This window comes from Luteimonas kalidii, assembly GCF_029887935.1.
Classification (GTDB): domain Bacteria; phylum Pseudomonadota; class Gammaproteobacteria; order Xanthomonadales; family Xanthomonadaceae; genus Luteimonas; species Luteimonas kalidii.
Map to the genome: position 1 here is coordinate 76715 of NZ_JARXRO010000007.1, position 19309 is coordinate 96023.

Here is a 19309-nt window from a genome sequence, read left to right on the forward strand (position 1 = left end):
GCTCGCGCGGCGCGGGCCGCGGCTTGTCTGGACGGGGCGGCCGGGGCAGGATGCCGCGCATGGAATCGATCCGCTGCAGCTCCGCCCCGGTCGACGGGGCCGCGCATTATCCGGCCTCCGTCGCGGCAACGCCAATCGGCCGCCGGGTATCGACCGCGGCAGCGCTCGCCCTCGCCGCGCTGCTGCTGGCCGGCTGCGGCCGCGACGACGTGCGCCCCACCCCCCGCGCCGCAGCCACCGTACCTGCGCGCGACTGGCCGGTGGTGTACCCGGACGATCCGGCCTCGGCCAACGCGGTGCTGATGCGCGCGATCAGCCTGGTCGGCACACCCTACCGCTACGGCGGCAACACGCCCGAGGGCGGCTTCGACTGCAGCGGGCTGGTGAACTACGTCTACCGCGACATGCTCGACCTGCGCCTGCCGCGCACCTCGCGCGACCTGGCCGCCTTCCAGGGCCCGAAGATCGAGCCGGCCCGGCTGGCGGCCGCCGACCTGGTGTTCTTCGGCAGCGGCGCCCAGGTCACCCACGTCGGGATCTACGTCGGCGAAGGCCGGTTCGTGCACGCCCCCAGCACCGGCGGCACGGTCCGCCTCGATCACCTGGACGGCAGCTACTGGCGCAGGCACTACAGCGGCGCCAAGCGGGTCCTGCGCTGATCCCGGGCGCCGCTCCCGGGGGAGATTCCGACGCGGAGCGCCCCGGCCCTGCGCCGCTTGCGCCCGCCGGGTAGCGGGGCAGCGCCATCCCTGCGGCATGGCCTTTCGCGTTATCGGACACACGAACCTGAATCAAATTGTGAGCAGAATCACAGACTTGGACAGGTTTGTATAACCTCCATTTAACATCACGCCATCTTCACTCGTGCACACTCCGTCGCTGATCCGGAAGACGTGAAGCCCGCGTGACGACAAAACCCGCCCCGTCCGGCCACATGACACCCCGCTCCACCCCGCCCGGACAGGGCCTGCGACTCGCGCTGATCGGCGCGCTGCTCGCGCTGGGTTCCGCCCCCGCCTTCGCCGGCCCGGGCCTGGCCGCCGATTCCGCCGACACCCTCGCCGCTCCCGCTTCGGTCACCCGCAACCTGCTGGCCGATCCGCTGCGCATGCCCGAGCGCGATCTCATGTTCGCCAGCGATGTCGACCAGCAGATCGCGGCCGCCGCAGCCGCGCTGCAGGCCGCGCAGGCCACCGAGCAGAAGCAGGAGGGCCGCGCCCAGACGCTGCTCAAGCGCGGCCTCGCGCTGCTCGGCACGCCCTACCGCTGGGGTGGTGCCAGCCCCGAAGCCGGGTTCGACTGCAGTGGCCTGGTGGGCTACGTGTTCCGCACCGCGCTGGGCATCGAGCTGCCGCGCGTGTCGCGCGACATGGCGCGCGACGGCCAGCAGGTCGAGCGCACTTCGCTGGTGCCGGGCGACCTGGTGTTCTTCGGCCGCCGCGGCAAGCGCGTCGACCACGTCGGCATCTACATCGGCGAGGGCCGCTTCCTGCACGCCCCGCGCACCGGCCGCGACGTGACCGTGTCGGAACTCGACACCGGCTACTGGAGCGGCAAGTTCCTGCAGGCGCGCCGCGTCGCGGGCCTGGGTACCGAGAGCTGACGCAGCCTGTGTCGATGCCGGACGAAGGCCGCCGCAGGGCGGCCTTCTGCGTTCAGCGGCACCTTGCGCGGCGCCGCATGTCGTTCCAGCTTCGGGTGCCGGCGCGCCCGCGGGCCGCTGCGGCAACGTTCCCGGTGCCTGGGGACTGTCGTATTCCCGGCCGGGGCTGCGACCAGCACCTGGTACGGAGACGCGACCCGTCAGCGCGCACTCGAACCGGTGCAGCACTCACCCGCCTTCGTCCGTCTGCTGTGCGATCCCGCCACGACCTGCGGCATGGCCACCCATTCGTGCGCGGCGGCCGCATGTGTGGGCGATGCTAGTATCGCCACGCTCCGCGCGTGCCGCGGACTCCGGGGAGGACGCATGATCCGCACGACGCTCGCCGTGCTGCTGGGCCTGGTGGTCGCGCTGGCGACGATGCTGCTGCTCGAATACCTCGGCATGTCGCTGTTTCCGCTGCCGCCCGGCATCCGTCTCGACAACGAGGACGATCTCGCACGGCTCATCCTCTCTGCGTCGATCGGCAAGAAGCTCTGGGTGCTGGCCGGCTGGACGCTCGCGGCCTTCATCGGCGGCTGGGTCGCGGCCAGGGTGTCGCAGCGCCACCGCACCGGTGCCGCGCTCGCCGTGGGCGTCCTCATCGTCGGCGGCGTGGCCCTCAATGCGCTGCTGCTGCCCCACCCGGCCTGGATGACCGTCGCCGGCGTGCTGCTGCCGCTGCCCGTGGCCTGGTGCGCGGCGCGGCTGGCGACGCCGCGCGGCGCAGTCGTCCCCGCCGGCTGATCCGGAGGAGCCGAACATGCAGGCCTCGCTGCTGACCACCGTACTGCTGCCGCTCGCGCTCGGCGTGATCATGCTGGGCCTGGGCCTGGGCCTGACGCTGGACGATTTCCGGCGCGTGGCGCGCTATCCGCGCGCGGTGCTGGTCGGCCTGTTCCTGCAGACGGGCGTGCTGCCGTGGGCGGCGTTCGCGCTGGCGCTGCTGTTCCGCCTGCCGCCGGAGCTCGCGGTCGGGCTGATGCTGCTCGCGGCCTCGCCCGGCGGCGCCACGGCCAACATCTACAGCCACCTCGCGCACGGCGACGTCGCGCTCAACATCACCCTGACCGCGATCAACAGCCTGCTGTGCCTGGTCACGCTGCCGGTGATCCTCAACCTGGCGCTGGAGTATTTCCTGGGCACCGGACAGTACGTCCCGCCGCCGGTGCGCAAGATCGTGGAGGTGGCGCTGATCATCGTGCTGCCGGTGGCGATCGGCATGCTGGTGCGGCGCTTCGCGCCGGGGTTCGCGGGGCGCATGGAGAAGCCGATCCGGTTGCTGTCGGTGCTGGTGCTGGCGCTACTGATCGTGGCCGCGGTGGCGCAGGCGTGGAGCACGCTGCTGGCGTGGTTCGCCGTGGTCGGCCTGGCCTGCCTGCTGTTCAACCTGGCGAGCATGGGCGCCGGCTACGCGGCACCGCTGGCGCTGAAGCTGCCGAAGCGGCAGGCGGTGGCGATCGCGATGGAGATCGGCATCCACAACGGCACGCTGGCGATCTTCATCGCACTCAACGTGCTCGGCAACGCGGCCATGTCGATCCCGGCGGCGATCTACAGCCTGCTGATGTTCTTCACCGCGGCGGCGTTCGCGTGGTGGGCCTCGCGGCGGGAACCGGCCGCCCCGAACTAGAGGTAGGCGATCATCCGTCCGGCGACGACGATCGCCGGCCACGCCAGCAGCGACACCGCGGCGCACGCGCGGGCGGCGGCCGGGACGTCCCCGGCCCAGGCCGCGCGTCCGCGGCCCGCCCAGGCATGGAACAGCGCGACGTTGGCGAGCGCCAGCAGCACCAGCGCCAGCTTGAGCCGCATCAGCGGATGGGTGGACAGCGCCACCGCATCGGCCGCGAACAGCGCCACGCCGCTGCACACGGCCAGCACCAGCCCGGCGCCCGCCACGCGGCCGAGGCAGCGCACGGTCTCGGCGAGCGGAAAGGCGCGGCCCAGGCCGAGCAGCCGCAGGTCCATGAGCAGCGCCGGCCCCACCAGCAGCGACAGGCCCAGCAGGTGGGCGACGTTGACCACCGCGTAAGCCTGGCCCGCGCCCCGGATCCACTCGCCCAGCGCCGAGGTCTCGAACGCGGCCGCGGCCGCGGCGATCGCCATGGCTCAGCGCAGCTCGATCGTCCTGCCGTCGACGACGATGCGCTCGGCGCGCAGTTCGGCAGTGCCGTCGCTGCGCGGATAGCCCTCGATGGTGATGGTCCTGCCCTCGGCCAGGTCGCCCTCGCCCATCCCGCGCGCGGTCATGCGCGAGACCGGCGCCAGGATCACGTCCCAGCGCCTGCCTTCGTGCTCGACCACCGCCTGCGCATGCGGGTTGGCGATGCGCACTTCGGCCAGTGCGGCGTCGAAGCGCATCACGCGTTCGGCGTCGTAGGCGCCCCAGCCGTGGTGCGCGAGGACCGGCACGGCCGCCAGGGCGGCAGCGAGGGCGAGGCTACGGAGCAGCATGGGGCGCATGGCGGCAGGTCCTGATCGGGGTGGAGGACATGGGTAGCACAGGCGGGGTCAATGCGCCGTCGCCGGTCGGGGTGCGGCAGAGTCCGGGGCGCAAAGGGACGGTCATTCGCCCGCGCGGAAGGGCCCGAACGGCTCCAGCTGTGCGGCGACCGCCGCGCCGTCGCCGACGACGATGATCGACTGGTGTTTCGGGTCGAAGTATTTGCGCGCCATCGCCTGCACCTGCGCGGCGTCGACCTCGCGGATGCGCGGCACGTAGCTGGCCAGGAATTCCGCCGGCAGGCCCAGCAGCCAGTTCGAGGCGAGGGTCGCGGCCACGGCGCCCTGCATCTGGTTGCCGATCAGGTAGCCGCCGGCGACGTAGCGCTTGGTGTCTTCGAGCTCCTGATCCGGCACCGGCTCGCTGGCGAGGCGTTCGAATTCGCCGAAGAACTCGCCCAGCGCGGCGCCGGCGACCTCGTTGCGCACGTCGGCCCCGGCCTGCACCCGGCCGCCGGCGCGCGAGGGCGCGAAGCCGGCGCTGGCGCCGTACGTGTAGCCCTTGTCCTCGCGCAGGTTCTGGTTGACGCGGCTGCTGAAGCCGCCGCCGAGCACGGTGCCGGCCAGCACCGCCGGCACGTAGTCCGGATCGGTGGCGGGAATCGCCGGGCGCCCGATCCTCAGCGTGGCCTGCACGCTGCCGTCGCGCTGGATCAGCACCCGGCTGGGTTCGACGCTGCGCGGCGCAGGCGGCGTCTCCGGCGCTTCGGCGCCCGGCACGCGCCAGTCGCCGAACGCGGCCTCGACCATGCGGAAGGCCTCGTCGGGCGCGACCCGTCCGGTGACCACCAGCAGCGCGCGGTCGGGATGGAATCGCAGCCCGTGCGCCTGCCGCAGCGCGGCCGGTGTGACGCCCGTGATCGAGGCTTCGGTCTGCTGGGTGCGCGCGTAGGGATGGTCGCCGAAGGTCGCGGCCAGCAGCGCGCGGGTGGCGCGGAACGACGGCTGCGCCTCGGCCGCCTTGAGCGCCTGCAGCGCATTGGCCTGGGCCAGCTTCACCTCGTTGTCGGGGAACGCCGGCGTGCGCGCGATCTCGGCCAGCAGCTCCAGCATCGGCGCGGCGTGGCTGGTCAGCGCATCGGCGTACACCAGCACGCCGTCGTTGCTGGCGCTGGCGCCGACGCTGCCGCCGTAGGACTGCGCGGTCTCCGCGATCGCACGCGAATCGCGCTGCGCCGTCCCCTCCGCGAGCAGGCCCACGAACAGGCTGGCGAAGCCGGGGGCATCGGGCGCATCCGCGGCATAACCGGCATCGCGCACCGCCAGCACGTAGTCCACGCGCGGAATGCCGTCGCGCGGCACGACCCAGACCTCCAGTCCGTTGGCGAGCGTCTTCTTCTCGATCTGCGGCACCGGCAGCGGCTTGTCGGCGCCGTAGGCGGGCAGGTCCCTGGGCAGGTCGCCGCCCGGGCCGGCGGCGACGGGCATCGACACCAGGCCGGCGACGGCCAGCGCGAGGGCATGCAGTGTCCTGGTCATGGCGGTCACTCCTGGGCCTTCGGGGCGGCGGCGCGCGCGGCGAGGATCGCCTCGGGCACGCGATCGATCACGGTACGGTTGGCGGCGGTGAGGTAGGTGCGCGCGGCGCGCTGCACGTCGGCCGAGGTCACGGCCTCGATCCAGCCGGGAATCCGGTTCGCCACTTCGGCATCGCCCCACAGCAGCTGCAGCTTGGCGAGGGTGTCGGCGCGCGAGATGAACGACTCCATCCCGTTGTACCAGTCGGCCAGCAGCTGGGTCTTGACCCGCGCCAGCGTGGCCTCGTCCACGCCTTCGGCGACGATCGTCGCGATCTCGGCGTCGACGGCGGCCACCACCGCATCGGCGTCGGTGGTCGGCTTGTACAGCGTGAACACGGTGAACAGCGTGGGCCCGTTGTATTCCCACTCGCTGGTCAGGCCGTAGAGCGAATCGACGTTGAGCGCCAGTTCGCGACCCTTCACCAGTCCCTGGTACAGCCGCGAGGCGTCGCCGTTGGCGAGCAGCGCGCCGAGCACCGACATCGCCGGCTGGTCCTCGCTGCCGCGGTCGGGCATCTTCCACGACAGCGCGATCGCCGGCACCTGCGCCAGCTTGTCCGGCTGCTGGATGCGCTTTTCCTGCGTGTTCAGGCCTTCGCTGAAGTCCGGGCCCTCGGGCACCGGGCGCGCGGGGATGTCGCCGAAGTACTTCTCCGCCAGCGCGAAGCCTTCTTCCGCCGACAGGTCGCCGGCCAGGCCGAGCACCGCGTTGTTCGGGCCGTAGTAGTCGCGATGGAACGCGCGCACGTCCTCGAGCGTGGCGTTCTCCAGGTCTTCGAAGCTGCCGTAGCCGTCGTGGTTGTTCTCCCACTTCTGGAACGCGTTGAAGCCCACGTCGAGCCACATGAACCCGCCGTAGGGCTGGTTCTGCACGTTGACCCGGATCTCCTCCTTCACCACGTCCTGCTGGTTCTTGAGCGTGGCCGGGTTGAAGTCGAGCATCTTCATGCGGTCGGCCTCGAGCCACAGGATCGGCTCGATCGCCGAGGACGGCGCGATCTCGATGTAGTTGGTGAAATCCGGCCGGGTGGAGCCGTTGTTGCGCCCGCCGCCGCCGGTGATGACGCGGTCGAACACGCCCTCGGGCGCATTCTCCGAGCCCTCGAACATCAGGTGTTCGAACAGGTGCGCGAAGCCGGTGCGGTTGCGCGGCTCCAGCCGCATGCCGATGCCGTAGACCACGCTCACGCCCACCACCGGCGCGCTGCGGTCCTCGGACACGACCACGGTCAGGCCGTTGTCGAGCTTCTTCACCGCGACCGGGATGTCCCAGCCGTCGGCTGCGCCGGCCAGCGCCGGCATCGCACACAGCACCATCGCCAGCATGGCGCCGGCAGCACTCCGCTTCATGGCTCCCTCCAGGGACCGATCGATCGCCCTACCCTACCGCAGCGGGCGCGCGCCTCGGGGGGCCGGAAGTCATGCCCGCGAGGCCGGGCCACGCTATGGGCGCGCGGTGTCCTCGACCCCGACGTTGCTGGACGCGCGCTCGTATACCTCGCGGTCCAGCAGCCCGGTCTGCCGCGCCACCAGTACCGGCACCAGCACCTGGCCGGTGACGTTGGTCATCGTGCGCATCATGTCCAGCACGCGGTCGATCGCGTACAGGATGCCGATCGCTTCCAGCGGGAGGCCCGCGGCGCTGATCACCACCGTGGCCATGATCACCGCGGTACCCGGCACCCCGGCCGTGCCGAAACTGCCCAGCACCGAAGCCAGCGCGATGATGAAGTACTGGCCGGTCGACAGCTCCAGCCCCATGAACTGGGCGATGAATACCGCGCCCAGCGCCGGGTAGATCGCGCCGCAGCCGTCCATCTTGATGCTCGCACCCAGCGGCACGGCGAAGCTGGCGTAGTCCTTGTTCACCCCAAGGTTGTGGGTGGCCGAACTGAGCGAGAGCGGCAGCGCGGCGAAGCTGCTCGAGGCCACGAAGCCGATCTGCATCGCCGGCGCCGCGCCGCGGAAGAATTTCAGCGGATTGAGTCCGTGCGCGAGCAGAAGGCCGCTGTAGACCACGATGATGTGGAAAGCGCAGGCCGCATAGAGTGCGATCACGAACTTGCCGAGCGGCAGCAGCTGACCGAAGCCGTAGCTGCCCACCAGCGCGGCGATCAGGCCGAAGGTGCCCAGCGGCGTGGCCTCGAGCACGAAGCGCGTGACCTGGATCATCAGCTCGCGCCCCTGGTCGAACAGCGGACGCAGCCCGGCGGTCTTCTCGCCGAGCCTGACCAGGGCGAAGCCGAGCAGGCCGGCGAAGAAGATCACCTGCAGGATGGTGAAATTGCTCGGCACGATGATGTTCTGGCCATCGGCAGCCTTGCCGGCGCCCAGCGCGGCCAGCGCCCGGAACGGGTTCTCCGGCACGATGTTGAACAGCACGTCCAGCGGCCCGGGCACCTCGCGCTGGCGGTAGTTCTCCGCCACCTGCAGGCTGGACATGTCGACGCCGAGACCGGGCCGGAAGAGCCAGCCGAAGGCCAGGCCCACCGCAACTGCCAGCACCGCGGTGATCGCGAACCAGACGAAGGTACGGCCGGCCAGCGCCGCGATCGAGCGCTGTCCCGCCAGCGAGCCGACCGCGCTGACCACGGCGAAGAACACCAGCGGGATCGCGATCATCTTGATCAGGTTGACATAGACCGTGCCCAGCGGGCCGAACCAGGTCTGCGCCGCGGGCCCCATCAGCCAGCCCGCCAGCGCGCCGAGCACGAAACCGGCGGCGACGCGCTGCCAGAACGGGATCTTCAGCCAGGTGCGGACCAGGGACATGCGGCTCGCGGATCGGGTGCCTGCCGGCGGACGTGCCACCTTAGCCGACGCCGCGCGCGATGGCGACGCGGCGCCTGGAACGGGCGGGTGTCATCGACAGGACACCGTGGTCGTGCATGCTGCCGGCCGCACGCGCCACGTCCCCCGTGCCCGCCTGACCGCTCCACCCGGATATCGGACAATCACGCCGGCGCCTCCGCCTCGCCATGCGTGCATCGGCGAGGCAGCGCCTTCCCTCGAGGTCGGCCGCGAGGCCTCCAGACAGTTCGCTCCCGCCACTGCGCAGACGCATCCTTCGTTTCGACCGGATCATCAATGCCCCGCCCATCCTTCGCCGCTCCGACGTCCCGCCCTATTCCGATCCTCGCCACCATGCTCACCGGGCTGCTCGCCGCCTGCGCGGGCACGCCGCAGCCCGCGGAACCCGCCACCTTCGCGGTCGAGGTCCCGAAGATCACCCATCCGGACGGCGAGACGCCGCAGTGGTGGTACCGCAGCGGCGCAGCGCGCGCGGCCGCCAACGGCGCGATGGCCGGCCGGGCGAAGAACGTCATCGTATTCCTCGGCGACGGCATGAGCCTGACCACCGTCGCCGCCGCGCGCATCCACGACGCGCAGCGCCAGGGCCGCCCCGGCGAAGAACACCTGCTGGCGTGGGAACACTTCCCGCACACGGCCTTCGCCAAGACCTACAACACCGATTCGCAGACCCCGGACTCGGCCGGCACCATGACCGCGATCGCCACCGGGGTGAAGTCGCACATGGGTGCCATCGGCGTGTCCGCCGGCAGGCGCGACGACTGCGCCGGGAGCCGCGGCCGCGCGCTTCTTTCGTCGCTGCGGCTGGCCGGCGATGCGGGCATGGCGACCGGCATCGTCACCACCACCCGGCTCACCCACGCCACGCCCGCCTCCACCTACGCCCACGTGCCCGAGCGCAACTGGGAATCCGACGGCGACCTCCCCGATGCGGCGCGCGCCGAAGGTTGCCGCGACATCGCCGCGCAGTTGCTCGACTTCGCTCCCGGCAAGGCGCCGACCGTGCTGCTCGGCGGCGGCCGCGGGCAGTTTCTGCCGGCGAGCGCGCGCGATCCGGAACACGAGGACAAGGTCGGTCTGCGCCAGGACGGCCGCCACCTGGTGGACGAATGGCTGCAGCGCACGCCCGGCGGCGCGTTCGCCTGGAACAGCGCGCAACTGCAGGCCGCCGCCGACGCACCGGCGGTGCTGGGGCTGTTCGAGTTCGACCACATGCGCTTCGAGCACGATCGTCCCGCCGACATCGCGGGCGAGCCCGACCTGGAGGCGATGACCCGGTTCGCGATCGGGCGGCTGTCCCGCGATCCCGACGGCTACGTGCTGCTGGTGGAAGCCGGCCGCATCGACCACGCCCACCACGAAGGCAACGCCTTCCGTGCGCTCGAGGACACCGCCGCGCTGTCGCGCGCGGTGCAGGCGGCGATGGACCTGACCTCGGACGAGGACACCCTGATCGTGGTCACCGCCGACCACTCGCACACCCTGGGCTTCGTCGGCTATCCGCGCCGCGGCAATCCCATCCTGGGCAAGGTACGCGGACCCGCGACCGAGGACGACGACCCCGAGGCCCATGCCCGCGACCTGCTCGGCCTGCCCTACACCACCCTGGTCTACGCCAACGGCCCGGGCTACGCGGGCGCCAGCGCGCGCCAGCCGGCCGGTCCCAAGCGCCACCTGCACGCGCCCGGCAGCGTCGAGCCCGCGCACGGACGCCCGGACCTGCGCGACGTCGACACCACGCATCCGGACTACATGCAGGAATCGCTGGTGCCGCTGAAGTCGGAATCGCACGGCGGCGACGACGTCGGCATCTGGGCGCGCGGACCGGGCAGCGACGCGTTCCGCGGCACGCTGGAGCAGCACGTGATCCACCACGTCATCATCCAGGCCACGCCGCGCCTGCGCGCGCGCCTGTGCGCGGCCGGTACCTGCGACGGCAACGGCGTGCCGGTGGAATTGCCCGACGCGCAGACGTTCTGAGCGCAGCGATCTGCGGGCGGTCAGCCTGCCGCTCGGCCCGGGGCGCTCCAGGCCGTCGTCCCGCTGCCGTCGGCGCCGCCGCCTCCGCCCGGCCCCGGTCGACCTGACCGATGCGGTACGGGCGATGATGCGCGCCACCCTCCCGCGCCTGCGGCCGCCGCGGGTTCCGGACTATCCTGATGCGCCCTGCTCCCGGAATTCGCCCATGAACCGACTCGACGGCAAGGTCTGCCTCGTCACCGGCGCGGCCAGCGGCATCGGCAAGCGCATCGCCGAGGTCTACGCGCAGGCCGGCGGCCGCGTGGTCATCGCCGACCTCAAGCTCGACGCCGCCGAATCCGCGGCCGCCGCGATCCGCGAGGCCGGCGGCGAGGCCATGGCCGTGGCGATGGACGTCACCGACGAGGTCCAGGTGGTCGACGGGGTCGCCGCGGTGGTGGCGAAGCACGGACGGATCGACGTGCTGGTCTCCAACGCCGGCATCCAGATCGTCAACAAGCTCACCGACTTCAGCCTGGCGGACTGGAAGAAGATGCTCGCCATCCACCTGGACGGCGCGTTCCTGACCACGCGCGAATGCCTGCGCGACATGGAGCGCCGCGGCGAGGGTGGCGCGATCATCTACATGGGCTCGGTGCATTCGCACACCGCGTCGAAGTTGAAGGCGCCCTACGTGACCGCCAAGCACGGCCTGCTGGGCCTGGCGCGCACGGTGGCCAGGGAAGCGGCCGCCTACGGCGTGCGCGCCAACGTCATCTGCCCGGGCTTCGTGCGCACGCCGCTGGTGGACAAGCAGATCCCGGAGCAGGCGAAGGAACTCGGCATCACCGAGGATGAGGTGGTCCGCAACGTGATGCTCAAGGACACGGTGGACGGCGAGTTCACCACCGTCGACGACGTCGCCAATGTCGCGCTGACGCTGGCGGCGTTCGAGACCAATGCGCTGACCGGGCAGAGCATCGTCGTCAGCCACGGCTGGTTCATGCAGTAGCCCCGGCCGTGGACGACGCGACCGACGCGCCACTGGCTCCTGCGATCGCGCGCGACCTGGCGCGCTATCCGACGATCGCCCTGGTGCTGCAGGGCGGCGCCGCCCTGGGTGGCTACCAGTGCGGGGTGTACGAACGCCTGCACGCGGCGGGCATCGCGCCGAACTGGATCGCGGGCATCTCGATCGGCGCGATCAACGCCGCGATCATCGCCGGCAGTGCGCCCGACGAGCGCGTGCAGCGGTTGCGCGGGTTCTGGGACGTGGTGTCCGAGCCGGCCGGCCCGCTGGCGCTGCCCGCGCTGGGCGTGCGCGCGGCGCTGGCGGCGATGCCCGACGACCACGGCCTGCTGTCGTGGGCGCGCAACCTGAGCGCGATGGGCGCCCTGGCGCAGGGCCAGCGCGGCTTCTTCCGCGCACGCACGCTCTCGCCGTTCCTGTTCAGCGACGGCAGCGATGCGGCCACCAGCTTCTACGACACCGCACCGCTGCGCGAGACCCTGCTGCGCTTCGTCGACTTCGAGCGCATCAACCGCGATCGCAGCGTGCGCCTCACCGTCGGCGCCACCCACGTCACCCGCGGCAACTTCCGCTACTTCGACAGCGCGCTCGAACCGGTCCGGGTCGAGCATATCCTGGCCTCGGGCGCGTTGCCGCCGGCCTTTCCCGCGGTGGAGATCGACGGCGAGCCGTACTGGGACGGGGGCGTGGTGTCGAATACGCCGCTCGAGTACATCCTCGGCTGCCGTCCGCACGAGGACACGCTGGCCTTCCAGGTCGACCTGTGGAGCGCGCGCGGATCCCGGCCGAAAACGATGCTGGATGTGCTCGAGCGGGTGAAGGACATCCGTTACTCCAGCCGCACGCGCCACGGCACCCAGATGGTGGAGATGGCGCAGCGCCTGCGCACCTCGTTGCGCGAACTGATCGACCACCTGCCCGACCGCGTCCTGCCGCCGCACCTGGAACAGGCGCTGTCGCCGTGGCTGGACGACCGCGTGTTCAACATCATCCACCTGATCTACCAGGCCAAGCCGCACGAGCAGGAGAGCAAGGACTACGCCTTCGGCACCATTCCGCTGCGCGAGCACTGGGACAGCGGCGTGCGCGAGATGGCGCTGACCCTGCAGCGCCCGGACTACTTCACCCTGCCCGACCGCGCCGCGGGCGTGGCCACCCACGACGTGCACCGCGATACCCGTTCGCGCGCCACGGACTGAACACTGCAGCCGGGCGTCAGAACGGCTTGGCCAGCACCAGCCAGATCACCGCCAGCAACCCGAACACCGGCACCTCGTTGAACACGCGCAGCGCCTTCGTGGACGGCAGCGGCCGTCCCTGCGCACTGCCCTTGAGCCAGCGGCCGGCGATGGTGAAGTGGATCAGCAGCAGTGCGACCAGCGCGAGCTTGGCGTGCAGCCAGCCACCGGTGATGCCGAAGTGCAGCCACAGCGCCAGCCCCGCGACCACCGCGAAACCGAACATCACGTGGCCGAAGCGGTACAGCCGGCGTCCCATGAGCCACAGCCGCTCCTGCACCGCGCGTTCGGGACCGGCCTCGACCAGGTTGATCAGGATCCGCGGCAGGTAGAACACCGCCGCGACCCACGCCATCACGAACAGCAGGTGCGCGGACTTGGTCCACAGGTAGGCGTGCATGCGGCTCTCCTGCGCGGCGCAGGCCGGCATCAGGCTATTGTAGCGACCCCGTTTCCGACCCGATCGCCGATGGCCAAGCGCTACGACCGCCGTTACTTCGACACCTGGTACCGCGGCGGCGGCATCGGCGGCGCGCAGCGGCTGGCGCGCAAGGTCGCGCTGGCGGTGGCCACGGCCGAGTACCACCTCGAGCGCCCCGTACGCAGCGTGCTCGACATCGGCTGCGGCGAAGGCGCGTGGCGCGCGCCGCTGCTGCGGCTGCGGCCGACGCTGCGCTACCTCGGTTTCGACGCCAGCGACTACGCGGTGGCCCGCTACGGGTCGCGCCGCAACCTGCACCTGGCGCGCTTCGCGGACTTCGCCGCGCTGCGCCCCTGCCCGCCGGTCGACCTGCTGGTGTGCAGCGACGTGATGCACTACCTGCCGCTGAAGGAACTCGACCGCGGCCTGCCCGGGCTGGCCGAGCTGTGCGGCGGCGTCGCGTTCCTGGAGTGCTTCACCCGCGAAGACCGCACCGTCGGCGACGACGTCGACTTCCAGGCCCGTCCGGCGCGCTTCTACCGGCGTCGCTTCGAAGCGCTGGGGCTGCGCCCGCTGGGCTCGCACTGCTGGCTCTCGCCAGCGCTGGCCGAAGACGTGGCGGCGCTGGAACTGCCTGTTCGAGCGGGCTAGACCGGGTCCCGGGCGGCGGAACTGGAGCGGTTTCCCGTCGCGGACTCCATCGCGGCGCGCGGCGGCCGTTACCGGATCGGGAAGTGCCGGCGAAGGCGCCCCGGCGCCCCTTGGTGCGCCGTTGCGGCGCCGGAACCGGCCTTGACTCCCTCCTCCGACCGATGCGTTATGCTGCGTTGCAGCAGCCGCCCACCGTGATGCCGATGCTCCTGTACCAGTTCCACGAACTCACCCGCTCCTGGATGGCCCCGCTCACCTACTGGGCGGAGGCCAACGCGAAGGCGTTTTCGGCGTCCGGCAGCTGGCTGTCCTCCACGCCCGGCGCCGAGCGCATCGCCGCGGCCAACGAGCTGCTGTACCGCGTCGGCAAGGACTACGAGAAACCCGCCTTCGACATCCATTCGATCGAATGGGAAGGCGAGGTGTACCCGGTGGTCGAGAAGACCGTCCTCGGTACCCCGTTCTGCAACCTGGTGCGCTTCAAGCGCTACACCGACGACGCCGGCACGATCGGCGAGATGCGCGGGCAGCCGTCGGTGCTGATCGTGGCGCCGCTCTCGGGCCATCACGCCACCCTGCTGCGCGACACCGTGCGCACCATGCTGCGCGACCACAAGGTCTACATCACCGACTGGATCGACGCGCGCATGGTGCCCAGGTCCGCCGGCACGTTCACGCTCGACGACTACGTCCACACCATCGAGGATTTCATCCGCCACATCGGCGCCAGCGAGCTGCACGTGATGAGCGTGTGCCAGCCGACGGTCCCGGTGCTCGCGGCGGTGTCGCTGATGGCCGCGCGCGGCGAGGCCGTGCCGCGTTCGCTGGTGATGATGGGTGGGCCGATCGACACCCGCCAGTCTCCGACCTCGGTCAACAACCTCGCCACCCAGAAGCCGCTGTGGTGGTTCGAGAGCAACGTCATCCACCCCGTGCCGCAGAACTACCCCGGCGCCGGGCGCCGTGTCTACCCGGGCTTCCTGCAGCACACCGGCTTCGTGGCGATGAACCCGGAGCGGCACTTCATGTCGCACTGGGATTTCTACCAGAACCTGCTCAAGGGCGATCTCGACGATGCCGAGTCGCACCGCCGGTTCTACGACGAGTACAACGCCGTGCTCGACATGCCGGCCGAGTACTACCTCGACACCATCCGCGTCGTGTTCCAGGAGCACCTGCTGCCGCGCGGACTGTGGGACGTCGGCGACGAGCGCGTGCAGCCGTCGAAGATCCGCGGCACCGCGCTGCTGACCATCGAGGGCGAACTCGACGACATCTCGGGCCTCGGCCAGACCCGCGCCGCGCTGGACCTGTGCACCGGCATCGATGCAGACCGCCGACACCATCTGACGGTCAAGGGCGCCGGCCACTACGGCATCTTCAGCGGCCGCCGCTGGCGCGAGCAGGTCTATCCGAAGGTGCGCGACTTCATCGCCGCGAACGCGGCGACCGAGGCCAAGGCGCCTGCGCGCAAGCGTTCGGCCAAGCCGGCCGCGAAGAAGGCCCCGCCACGCAAGGCGGCGAAGGCCACCACCCGGCGACCGGCACGCCGCTGAGGCTCGCACCGCGGCGCGAGCCGCGGGCGCCCGCCGGCGTCACGCGTACTGCGCGGTCTTGACCAGCAGGTGCTTGGCCAGCAGGCCGTGCAGGCGCCCGATGCCGCGCGCGATGTGCATGGTGGCGAACAGCAGCGCCACCCCGATGACGCTCATCAGAGCCAGCAGCCAGGGCGCCTGTTCGGGAATGTCGAGACCGAACATCCACACATTCATATGTACGCCCGGCAGCAGCGCCAGGGGGCTCAACGCGAACGACAGCGAGACCGCCAGCAGCGTCACCGCGATCGTGAAGTAGGTCACGCCCAGCGGCAGCATCAGCAGCATGTACAGCATCGTCGACCAGGTGCGCGCATCCGTGAACATGTCGCCGATGCGTTGCCAGATCGTGCGCCCCCGCACCGTGTACAGCGGCCGCCGCGGCATGCGCTCGCCCAGCATCACCTCCACGATCCGCCCTTCCACCAGCGACAGCACGCGCACCGAGCCGAAGAACAGGATCAGCAGCGGGATGCCGATGATGGTGATCGACAGTCCCAGCGAGACCGAGAAGCCCGCCACCACCCAGGTGAAGTAGAAGATGCCGGTGGCCAGCGACAGCAGCATGTAGAACAGCGAGGCGTAGGCGCGCGGGTCGGCGAACACGCCGAAGAAGCGCCCCAGCGCGGACCCCCGCGGCGGCGGCGCGGGCGGGCGCAGCGCGGTCTGCACCTTGACCTCGGTGTCGCGGTAGATGTCCGCCACCTCGTCGGGCGCGCCGTAGCTGGACGCCACCGCGGCGATCACCTCGGCCTCGCTGCGGCCCGGATTCTCGGCCAGTTCCGAGCGCAGGTATTCCTCCGCGTCGTACAGCGCGTCCTGCACCAGCGCCGGATCGGCACCGGCCAGCGAGCGGCGCAGCTGTTCAAGGTAGGCGGGGATGGTGGTGGGCAGGGCGTGGGTGTTCATGCGCGGGTCCCCTCCAGGACGGCGTCGACGGAGTCACGGGTGGCGCGCCAGGCGGCGGCCCAGTCGCGCAGGGCGGCATGCCCGGCGTCGGTGATGCGGTAGTAGCGGCGCGGCGGGCCGGCGTCGGACGGTTCGACGAAGCTGTCCAGCAGCCCGGCCGCCTGCAGGTTGCGCAGCACCGGGTACAGCGCGCTCTGCTTGCCGCTCAGCACGCCCTGGCCGACCTGCTCCAGCCGCTTGGCGATCTGGTAGCCGTACATCGGTTCTCCGGAGGCGGCCAGGACCGCCAGCAGCGCCAGCGCCACCGTGCCGGCGCTGAGTTCCTTCTGGAACTTGCGCAGGTGCGGATCGCCCGGTGCCTCGCCATCGACCATGTCGGATCTCCCGTATGGACCGGATACTAGTGCGGACTTCTCTATAGCGGATGTGCCATTAGTCGCGGGGGGCCGCGACGCGCCACAATCGGGGTCCGTTTCCGCACCGGACCGCCGCATGACCCGATCGAGCCTGCTGACCGCCGCCCTGGCGGCGACCCTCCTCGCGCCGGCCCTGGCCGCCGACCCGCCAGCCGGCACCGCGGCCCCGCGCACCACCCAGGAGGTGCTCGACGCCTCCGCCACGTCCGACTGGCGCACGCCCGATCCCGCCGACACCCTGTACCTGGACCTCGAGGCCGGACGGGTGGTGATCGAACTCGCGCCGGCATTCGCTCCGGACCACGTGGAAAACATCCGCACCCTGGCGCGTGGCGGCTTCTGGAACGGCACCAGCGTGTACCGCTCGCACGACAACTTCGTGGTCCAGTTCGGCGATGCCGATGCCGACGACGGGACGAAGGCGAAGCCGCTGGGGCGGGCGAAGACGGCATTGCCCGCCGAGTTCGAGCGCGACGCGCGCGGACTGGCCTTCCACGCCCTGCCCGACCGCGACGGCTGGGCGCCGGAGGTCGGCTTCGCCAATGGATTTCCGGCCGCGCGCGACGGTGCCGACGGTCGCGCGTGGATGGCGCACTGCTACGGCGCGCTGGGCGCCGGGCGCGGCAACGAGGCCGACAGCAGCAATGGCGCCGAACTCTACGTCGTCACCGGGCAGTCGCCGCGCCAGCTCGACCGCAACATGAGCGTGGTCGGGCGCGTGATCCGCGGCATGGAGCTGCTCAGCGCGCTGCCGCGCGGCCCCGGCCCGCTGGGCGTATACGACGACCCGGCGCGCCGCACGCCGATCCGCGCGATCACCCTCGCCGCCGATGTCCCGGAGGCCGGGCGCGAGCGCATCGAAGTGCTGCGCACCGACACCGACACCTTCGATGCCTACGTCGAATCGCGCCGCAACCGCCGCGACACGTTCTACAAGCGCCCGGCCGGCCACGTCGACCTGTGCAACATCGCCATCCCCGAACGCACTCCGCAAGACGGCCGCGGGTGAACGCAATCAGAGCGGCGTCCTCACGCCGCGTTTGCCGGGCGCGACCTAGGCTGCGGCTGCCCCCTACGCAGTCGAGGACCCGATGGCCCTGCTCCGCTTCCGCATCGCCGGCAATGACGACCACGTGCGCGCGATCATGAACCTGCTGCAAAGCCTGGACGGCATCGAGCACGTCGAGGAAGTCGACGACCTGATGCCGCACCTGGACGATGCGGATTCGAGTTCGGCCGGCCTGCACGACGTGCGCGGCGCCGACACGCACGAGGTGGAGGTCGAAGTGCCCAACCCGTCGACCGCGCGCAAGGTGCGCGAAGCGGTGGAGGCGCTGGCCTTCGATCTCGACGCGCTGGTCGAGATCGAGGAAGACGAGGCCTAGCAATCGCGGAACACGTGCCGGTCAGCCCGGTCAGCCCGCGGCCGGCAGTGCGTCGATGAACTCGGCCATGCGGCGACGCTGGTCCGCATCGGGCAGGCGGCCGCGCCCGCCACCCAGGTTGTCGATCATGTTGCGGGCCTTGCTGGTGGCCGGGGTCACGCAGGTCACGGCCGGGTGCGCGGCGACGTACTTGATCATGAACTGCGCCCACGAGGCGGCATCGAATTCCGCCGCCCATTCGGGCAGCGCGCGGTCGCCGATCCGGCTCCACAGCCGCGTGCGGCCGAAGGGCACGTACACCAGCACGCCGATCCTGCGCTCCTGCGCCAGCGGCAGGATGGTCTCCTCGACGTCGCGGTTGTCGACCGCGTAGTCGACGCCGATGAAATCGATCCGTTCGTTGCGCATCACCTCCAGCAGGCGCGGATAGGCCGGCTTGCTGGTCGAGGTGACGCCCACGTAGCGGATGCGCCCGTCCGCCTTGTACTGCTGCAGCAACCCCAGCTGGGTCGCGATGTCGGCCAGGTTGTGCACCTGCACCAGGTCCAGGCGCTCCTTGCCCAGGCGCCGGAACGAGGTCTCCAGCTGTTCGCGCGCCGCCGCCGGATCGGCCTTGTCGCCGCCACGCGGCACGGCGTTGAGCTTGGTCGCCCAGAACACGCGCTCGGTGATTCCCAACTCGCGCGCGATCGTGCCGGCCACCTCTTCGGACGCGCCGTACGCGGGCGCGGTATCGAACACCGAGCCGCCGCCGGCGACCAGTGCCTGCAGCACCTCACGCAGCGCCGAGACATCCTCGCTGCGCGCCACCTGGGCGAAAGTTGCCGAACTGCCCAGTCCCACCAGCGGCAGTGCCTCCCCACTGGACGGAATCGCGCGCGTGAGCAGCGGCGCCTGGTCCGCAGCGAACGCGCGCCCATGCGGAAACGCCGCGGCGATGGCGGCGGCGAGCGAGATCTTCAGGCAGTCACGGCGCGTGGTCATGTGCGTCTCCAGGGGAGTCGAAGGGTCGACCGAGTGTGGTCAATCCGCGGCGCCACTTCAAACCGGCGTTACGCAACGGCGCCTGCGGGCTGCCCCAGCGTCCCCGGCGTGCAGCGCGTGGACCCGACGCGCCAAACCCCGAAGCCGGATCCTCCCGGAAGCCGGATCCTCCCGGGAGTACGTCCATCGCCCTGCCGGGCCCCGCGCGCGATCGCGCGTGGACGGCTCGGGTCAGCCCGCGCG

At 71.2% G+C, this 19309-nt stretch carries 20 protein-coding genes; 11 read left to right on the plus strand and 9 right to left on the minus strand.

Annotated features, from left to right (window positions below; all coding sequences use genetic code 11):
- Window positions 1-59 precede the first annotated feature (59 nt).
- The 4 genes from QFW81_RS01140 (at window position 60) to QFW81_RS01155 (ending at window position 3275) form a co-directional block, all read left to right on the plus strand.
- On the plus strand, window positions 60-659 hold the full coding sequence (locus QFW81_RS01140) for a C40 family peptidase (RefSeq protein ID WP_280576722.1): 600 nt from the start codon (window positions 60-62) through the stop codon (window positions 657-659).
- Window positions 660-934: 275 nt separating this feature from the next.
- Window positions 935-1603 (plus strand): C40 family peptidase, encoded by a 669-nt coding sequence (locus QFW81_RS01145; protein ID WP_280576723.1) that lies wholly within the window; start codon window positions 935-937, stop codon window positions 1601-1603.
- Window positions 1604-1969: 366 nt separating this feature from the next.
- Window positions 1970-2389, plus strand: a complete 420-nt coding sequence (locus QFW81_RS01150) for a hypothetical protein (protein ID WP_280576724.1) — start codon at window positions 1970-1972, stop codon at window positions 2387-2389.
- Window positions 2390-2405: 16 nt separating this feature from the next.
- Entirely contained in the window at window positions 2406-3275 is an 870-nt protein-coding gene (locus QFW81_RS01155) for a bile acid:sodium symporter family protein (protein ID WP_280576725.1), read from the plus strand.
- Here the strand turns inward: QFW81_RS01155 and QFW81_RS01160 are convergent.
- The 5 genes from QFW81_RS01160 to QFW81_RS01180 form a co-directional block, all read right to left on the minus strand.
- The gene (locus QFW81_RS01160) at window positions 3272-3751 is read right to left on the minus strand and encodes a hypothetical protein (RefSeq protein WP_280576726.1); all 480 of its coding nucleotides are present in this window, start codon (window positions 3749-3751) and stop codon (window positions 3272-3274) included. The genes QFW81_RS01155 and QFW81_RS01160 overlap by 4 nt on opposite strands.
- A gap of 3 nt (window positions 3752-3754) precedes the next feature.
- Window positions 3755-4108, minus strand: a complete 354-nt coding sequence (locus QFW81_RS01165; RefSeq protein WP_280576727.1) for a DUF6152 family protein — start codon at window positions 4106-4108, stop codon at window positions 3755-3757.
- Between the two features lie 102 nt (window positions 4109-4210).
- Window positions 4211-5626: a M16 family metallopeptidase gene (locus tag QFW81_RS01170; RefSeq protein WP_280576728.1), complete on the minus strand. Its 1416-nt coding sequence runs from the start codon at window positions 5624-5626 to the stop codon at window positions 4211-4213.
- Between the two features lie 5 nt (window positions 5627-5631).
- A complete protein-coding gene (locus QFW81_RS01175) occupies window positions 5632-7017 on the minus strand; it encodes a M16 family metallopeptidase (RefSeq protein ID WP_280576729.1) in 1386 nt (461 codons plus the stop codon).
- Between the two features lie 93 nt (window positions 7018-7110).
- Window positions 7111-8439 (minus strand): dicarboxylate/amino acid:cation symporter, encoded by a 1329-nt coding sequence (locus QFW81_RS01180; protein ID WP_280576730.1) that lies wholly within the window; start codon window positions 8437-8439, stop codon window positions 7111-7113.
- Between the two features lie 315 nt (window positions 8440-8754).
- On the opposite strand from QFW81_RS01180, the gene QFW81_RS01185 reads away from it, so the two are divergent.
- The 3 genes from QFW81_RS01185 to QFW81_RS01195 all read left to right on the plus strand — a co-directional run bounded on the left by QFW81_RS01185 (window position 8755) and on the right by QFW81_RS01195 (window position 12666).
- Window positions 8755-10458: an alkaline phosphatase gene (locus QFW81_RS01185; RefSeq protein WP_280576731.1), complete on the plus strand. Its 1704-nt coding sequence runs from the start codon at window positions 8755-8757 to the stop codon at window positions 10456-10458.
- 205 nt (window positions 10459-10663) lie between these two features.
- On the plus strand, window positions 10664-11449 hold the full coding sequence (locus QFW81_RS01190; protein ID WP_280576732.1) for a 3-hydroxybutyrate dehydrogenase: 786 nt from the start codon (window positions 10664-10666) through the stop codon (window positions 11447-11449).
- An 8-nt stretch (window positions 11450-11457) separates the two neighbouring features.
- The gene (locus tag QFW81_RS01195; RefSeq protein ID WP_280576733.1) at window positions 11458-12666 is read left to right on the plus strand and encodes a patatin-like phospholipase family protein; all 1209 of its coding nucleotides are present in this window, start codon (window positions 11458-11460) and stop codon (window positions 12664-12666) included.
- A 16-nt stretch (window positions 12667-12682) separates the two neighbouring features.
- Here the strand turns inward: QFW81_RS01195 and QFW81_RS01200 are convergent, their stop codons facing one another.
- Entirely contained in the window at window positions 12683-13105 is a 423-nt protein-coding gene (locus QFW81_RS01200; RefSeq protein WP_280576734.1) for a CopD family protein, read from the minus strand.
- A 69-nt stretch (window positions 13106-13174) separates the two neighbouring features.
- On the opposite strand from QFW81_RS01200, the gene QFW81_RS01205 reads away from it, so the two are divergent.
- Both QFW81_RS01205 and QFW81_RS01210 read left to right on the plus strand, forming a co-directional pair.
- Window positions 13175-13777, plus strand: a complete 603-nt coding sequence (locus QFW81_RS01205) for a class I SAM-dependent DNA methyltransferase (RefSeq protein WP_280576735.1) — start codon at window positions 13175-13177, stop codon at window positions 13775-13777.
- Between the two features lie 197 nt (window positions 13778-13974).
- Window positions 13975-15333, plus strand: coding sequence for a polyhydroxyalkanoate depolymerase (locus tag QFW81_RS01210; RefSeq protein ID WP_280576736.1), 1359 nt, complete (start codon window positions 13975-13977; stop codon window positions 15331-15333).
- Between the two features lie 39 nt (window positions 15334-15372).
- On the opposite strand, the gene QFW81_RS01215 is transcribed toward QFW81_RS01210, so the two are convergent.
- Together QFW81_RS01215 and QFW81_RS01220 are read right to left on the minus strand one after the other, a co-directional pair.
- Complete coding sequence (locus QFW81_RS01215) at window positions 15373-16281, minus strand: sensor domain-containing protein (RefSeq protein WP_280576737.1); 909 nt, start codon at window positions 16279-16281, stop codon at window positions 15373-15375.
- The gene (locus QFW81_RS01220; protein WP_280576738.1) at window positions 16278-16655 is read right to left on the minus strand and encodes a PadR family transcriptional regulator; all 378 of its coding nucleotides are present in this window, start codon (window positions 16653-16655) and stop codon (window positions 16278-16280) included. The genes QFW81_RS01215 and QFW81_RS01220 overlap by 4 nt, the downstream gene beginning before the upstream one ends.
- 118 nt (window positions 16656-16773) lie before the next feature.
- Here QFW81_RS01220 and QFW81_RS01225 point away from each other — a divergent pair, with 118 nt between their 5' ends.
- Complete coding sequence (locus QFW81_RS01225; protein WP_280576739.1) at window positions 16774-17706, plus strand: peptidylprolyl isomerase; 933 nt, start codon at window positions 16774-16776, stop codon at window positions 17704-17706.
- 82 nt (window positions 17707-17788) lie between these two features.
- On the plus strand, window positions 17789-18082 hold the full coding sequence (locus tag QFW81_RS01230) for a hypothetical protein (RefSeq protein ID WP_280576740.1): 294 nt from the start codon (window positions 17789-17791) through the stop codon (window positions 18080-18082).
- A gap of 30 nt (window positions 18083-18112) precedes the next feature.
- Here the strand turns inward: QFW81_RS01230 and QFW81_RS01235 are convergent, their stop codons facing one another.
- The gene (locus QFW81_RS01235; RefSeq protein ID WP_280576741.1) at window positions 18113-19066 is read right to left on the minus strand and encodes an aldo/keto reductase; all 954 of its coding nucleotides are present in this window, start codon (window positions 19064-19066) and stop codon (window positions 18113-18115) included.
- Between the last annotated feature and the right edge of the window lie 243 nt (window positions 19067-19309).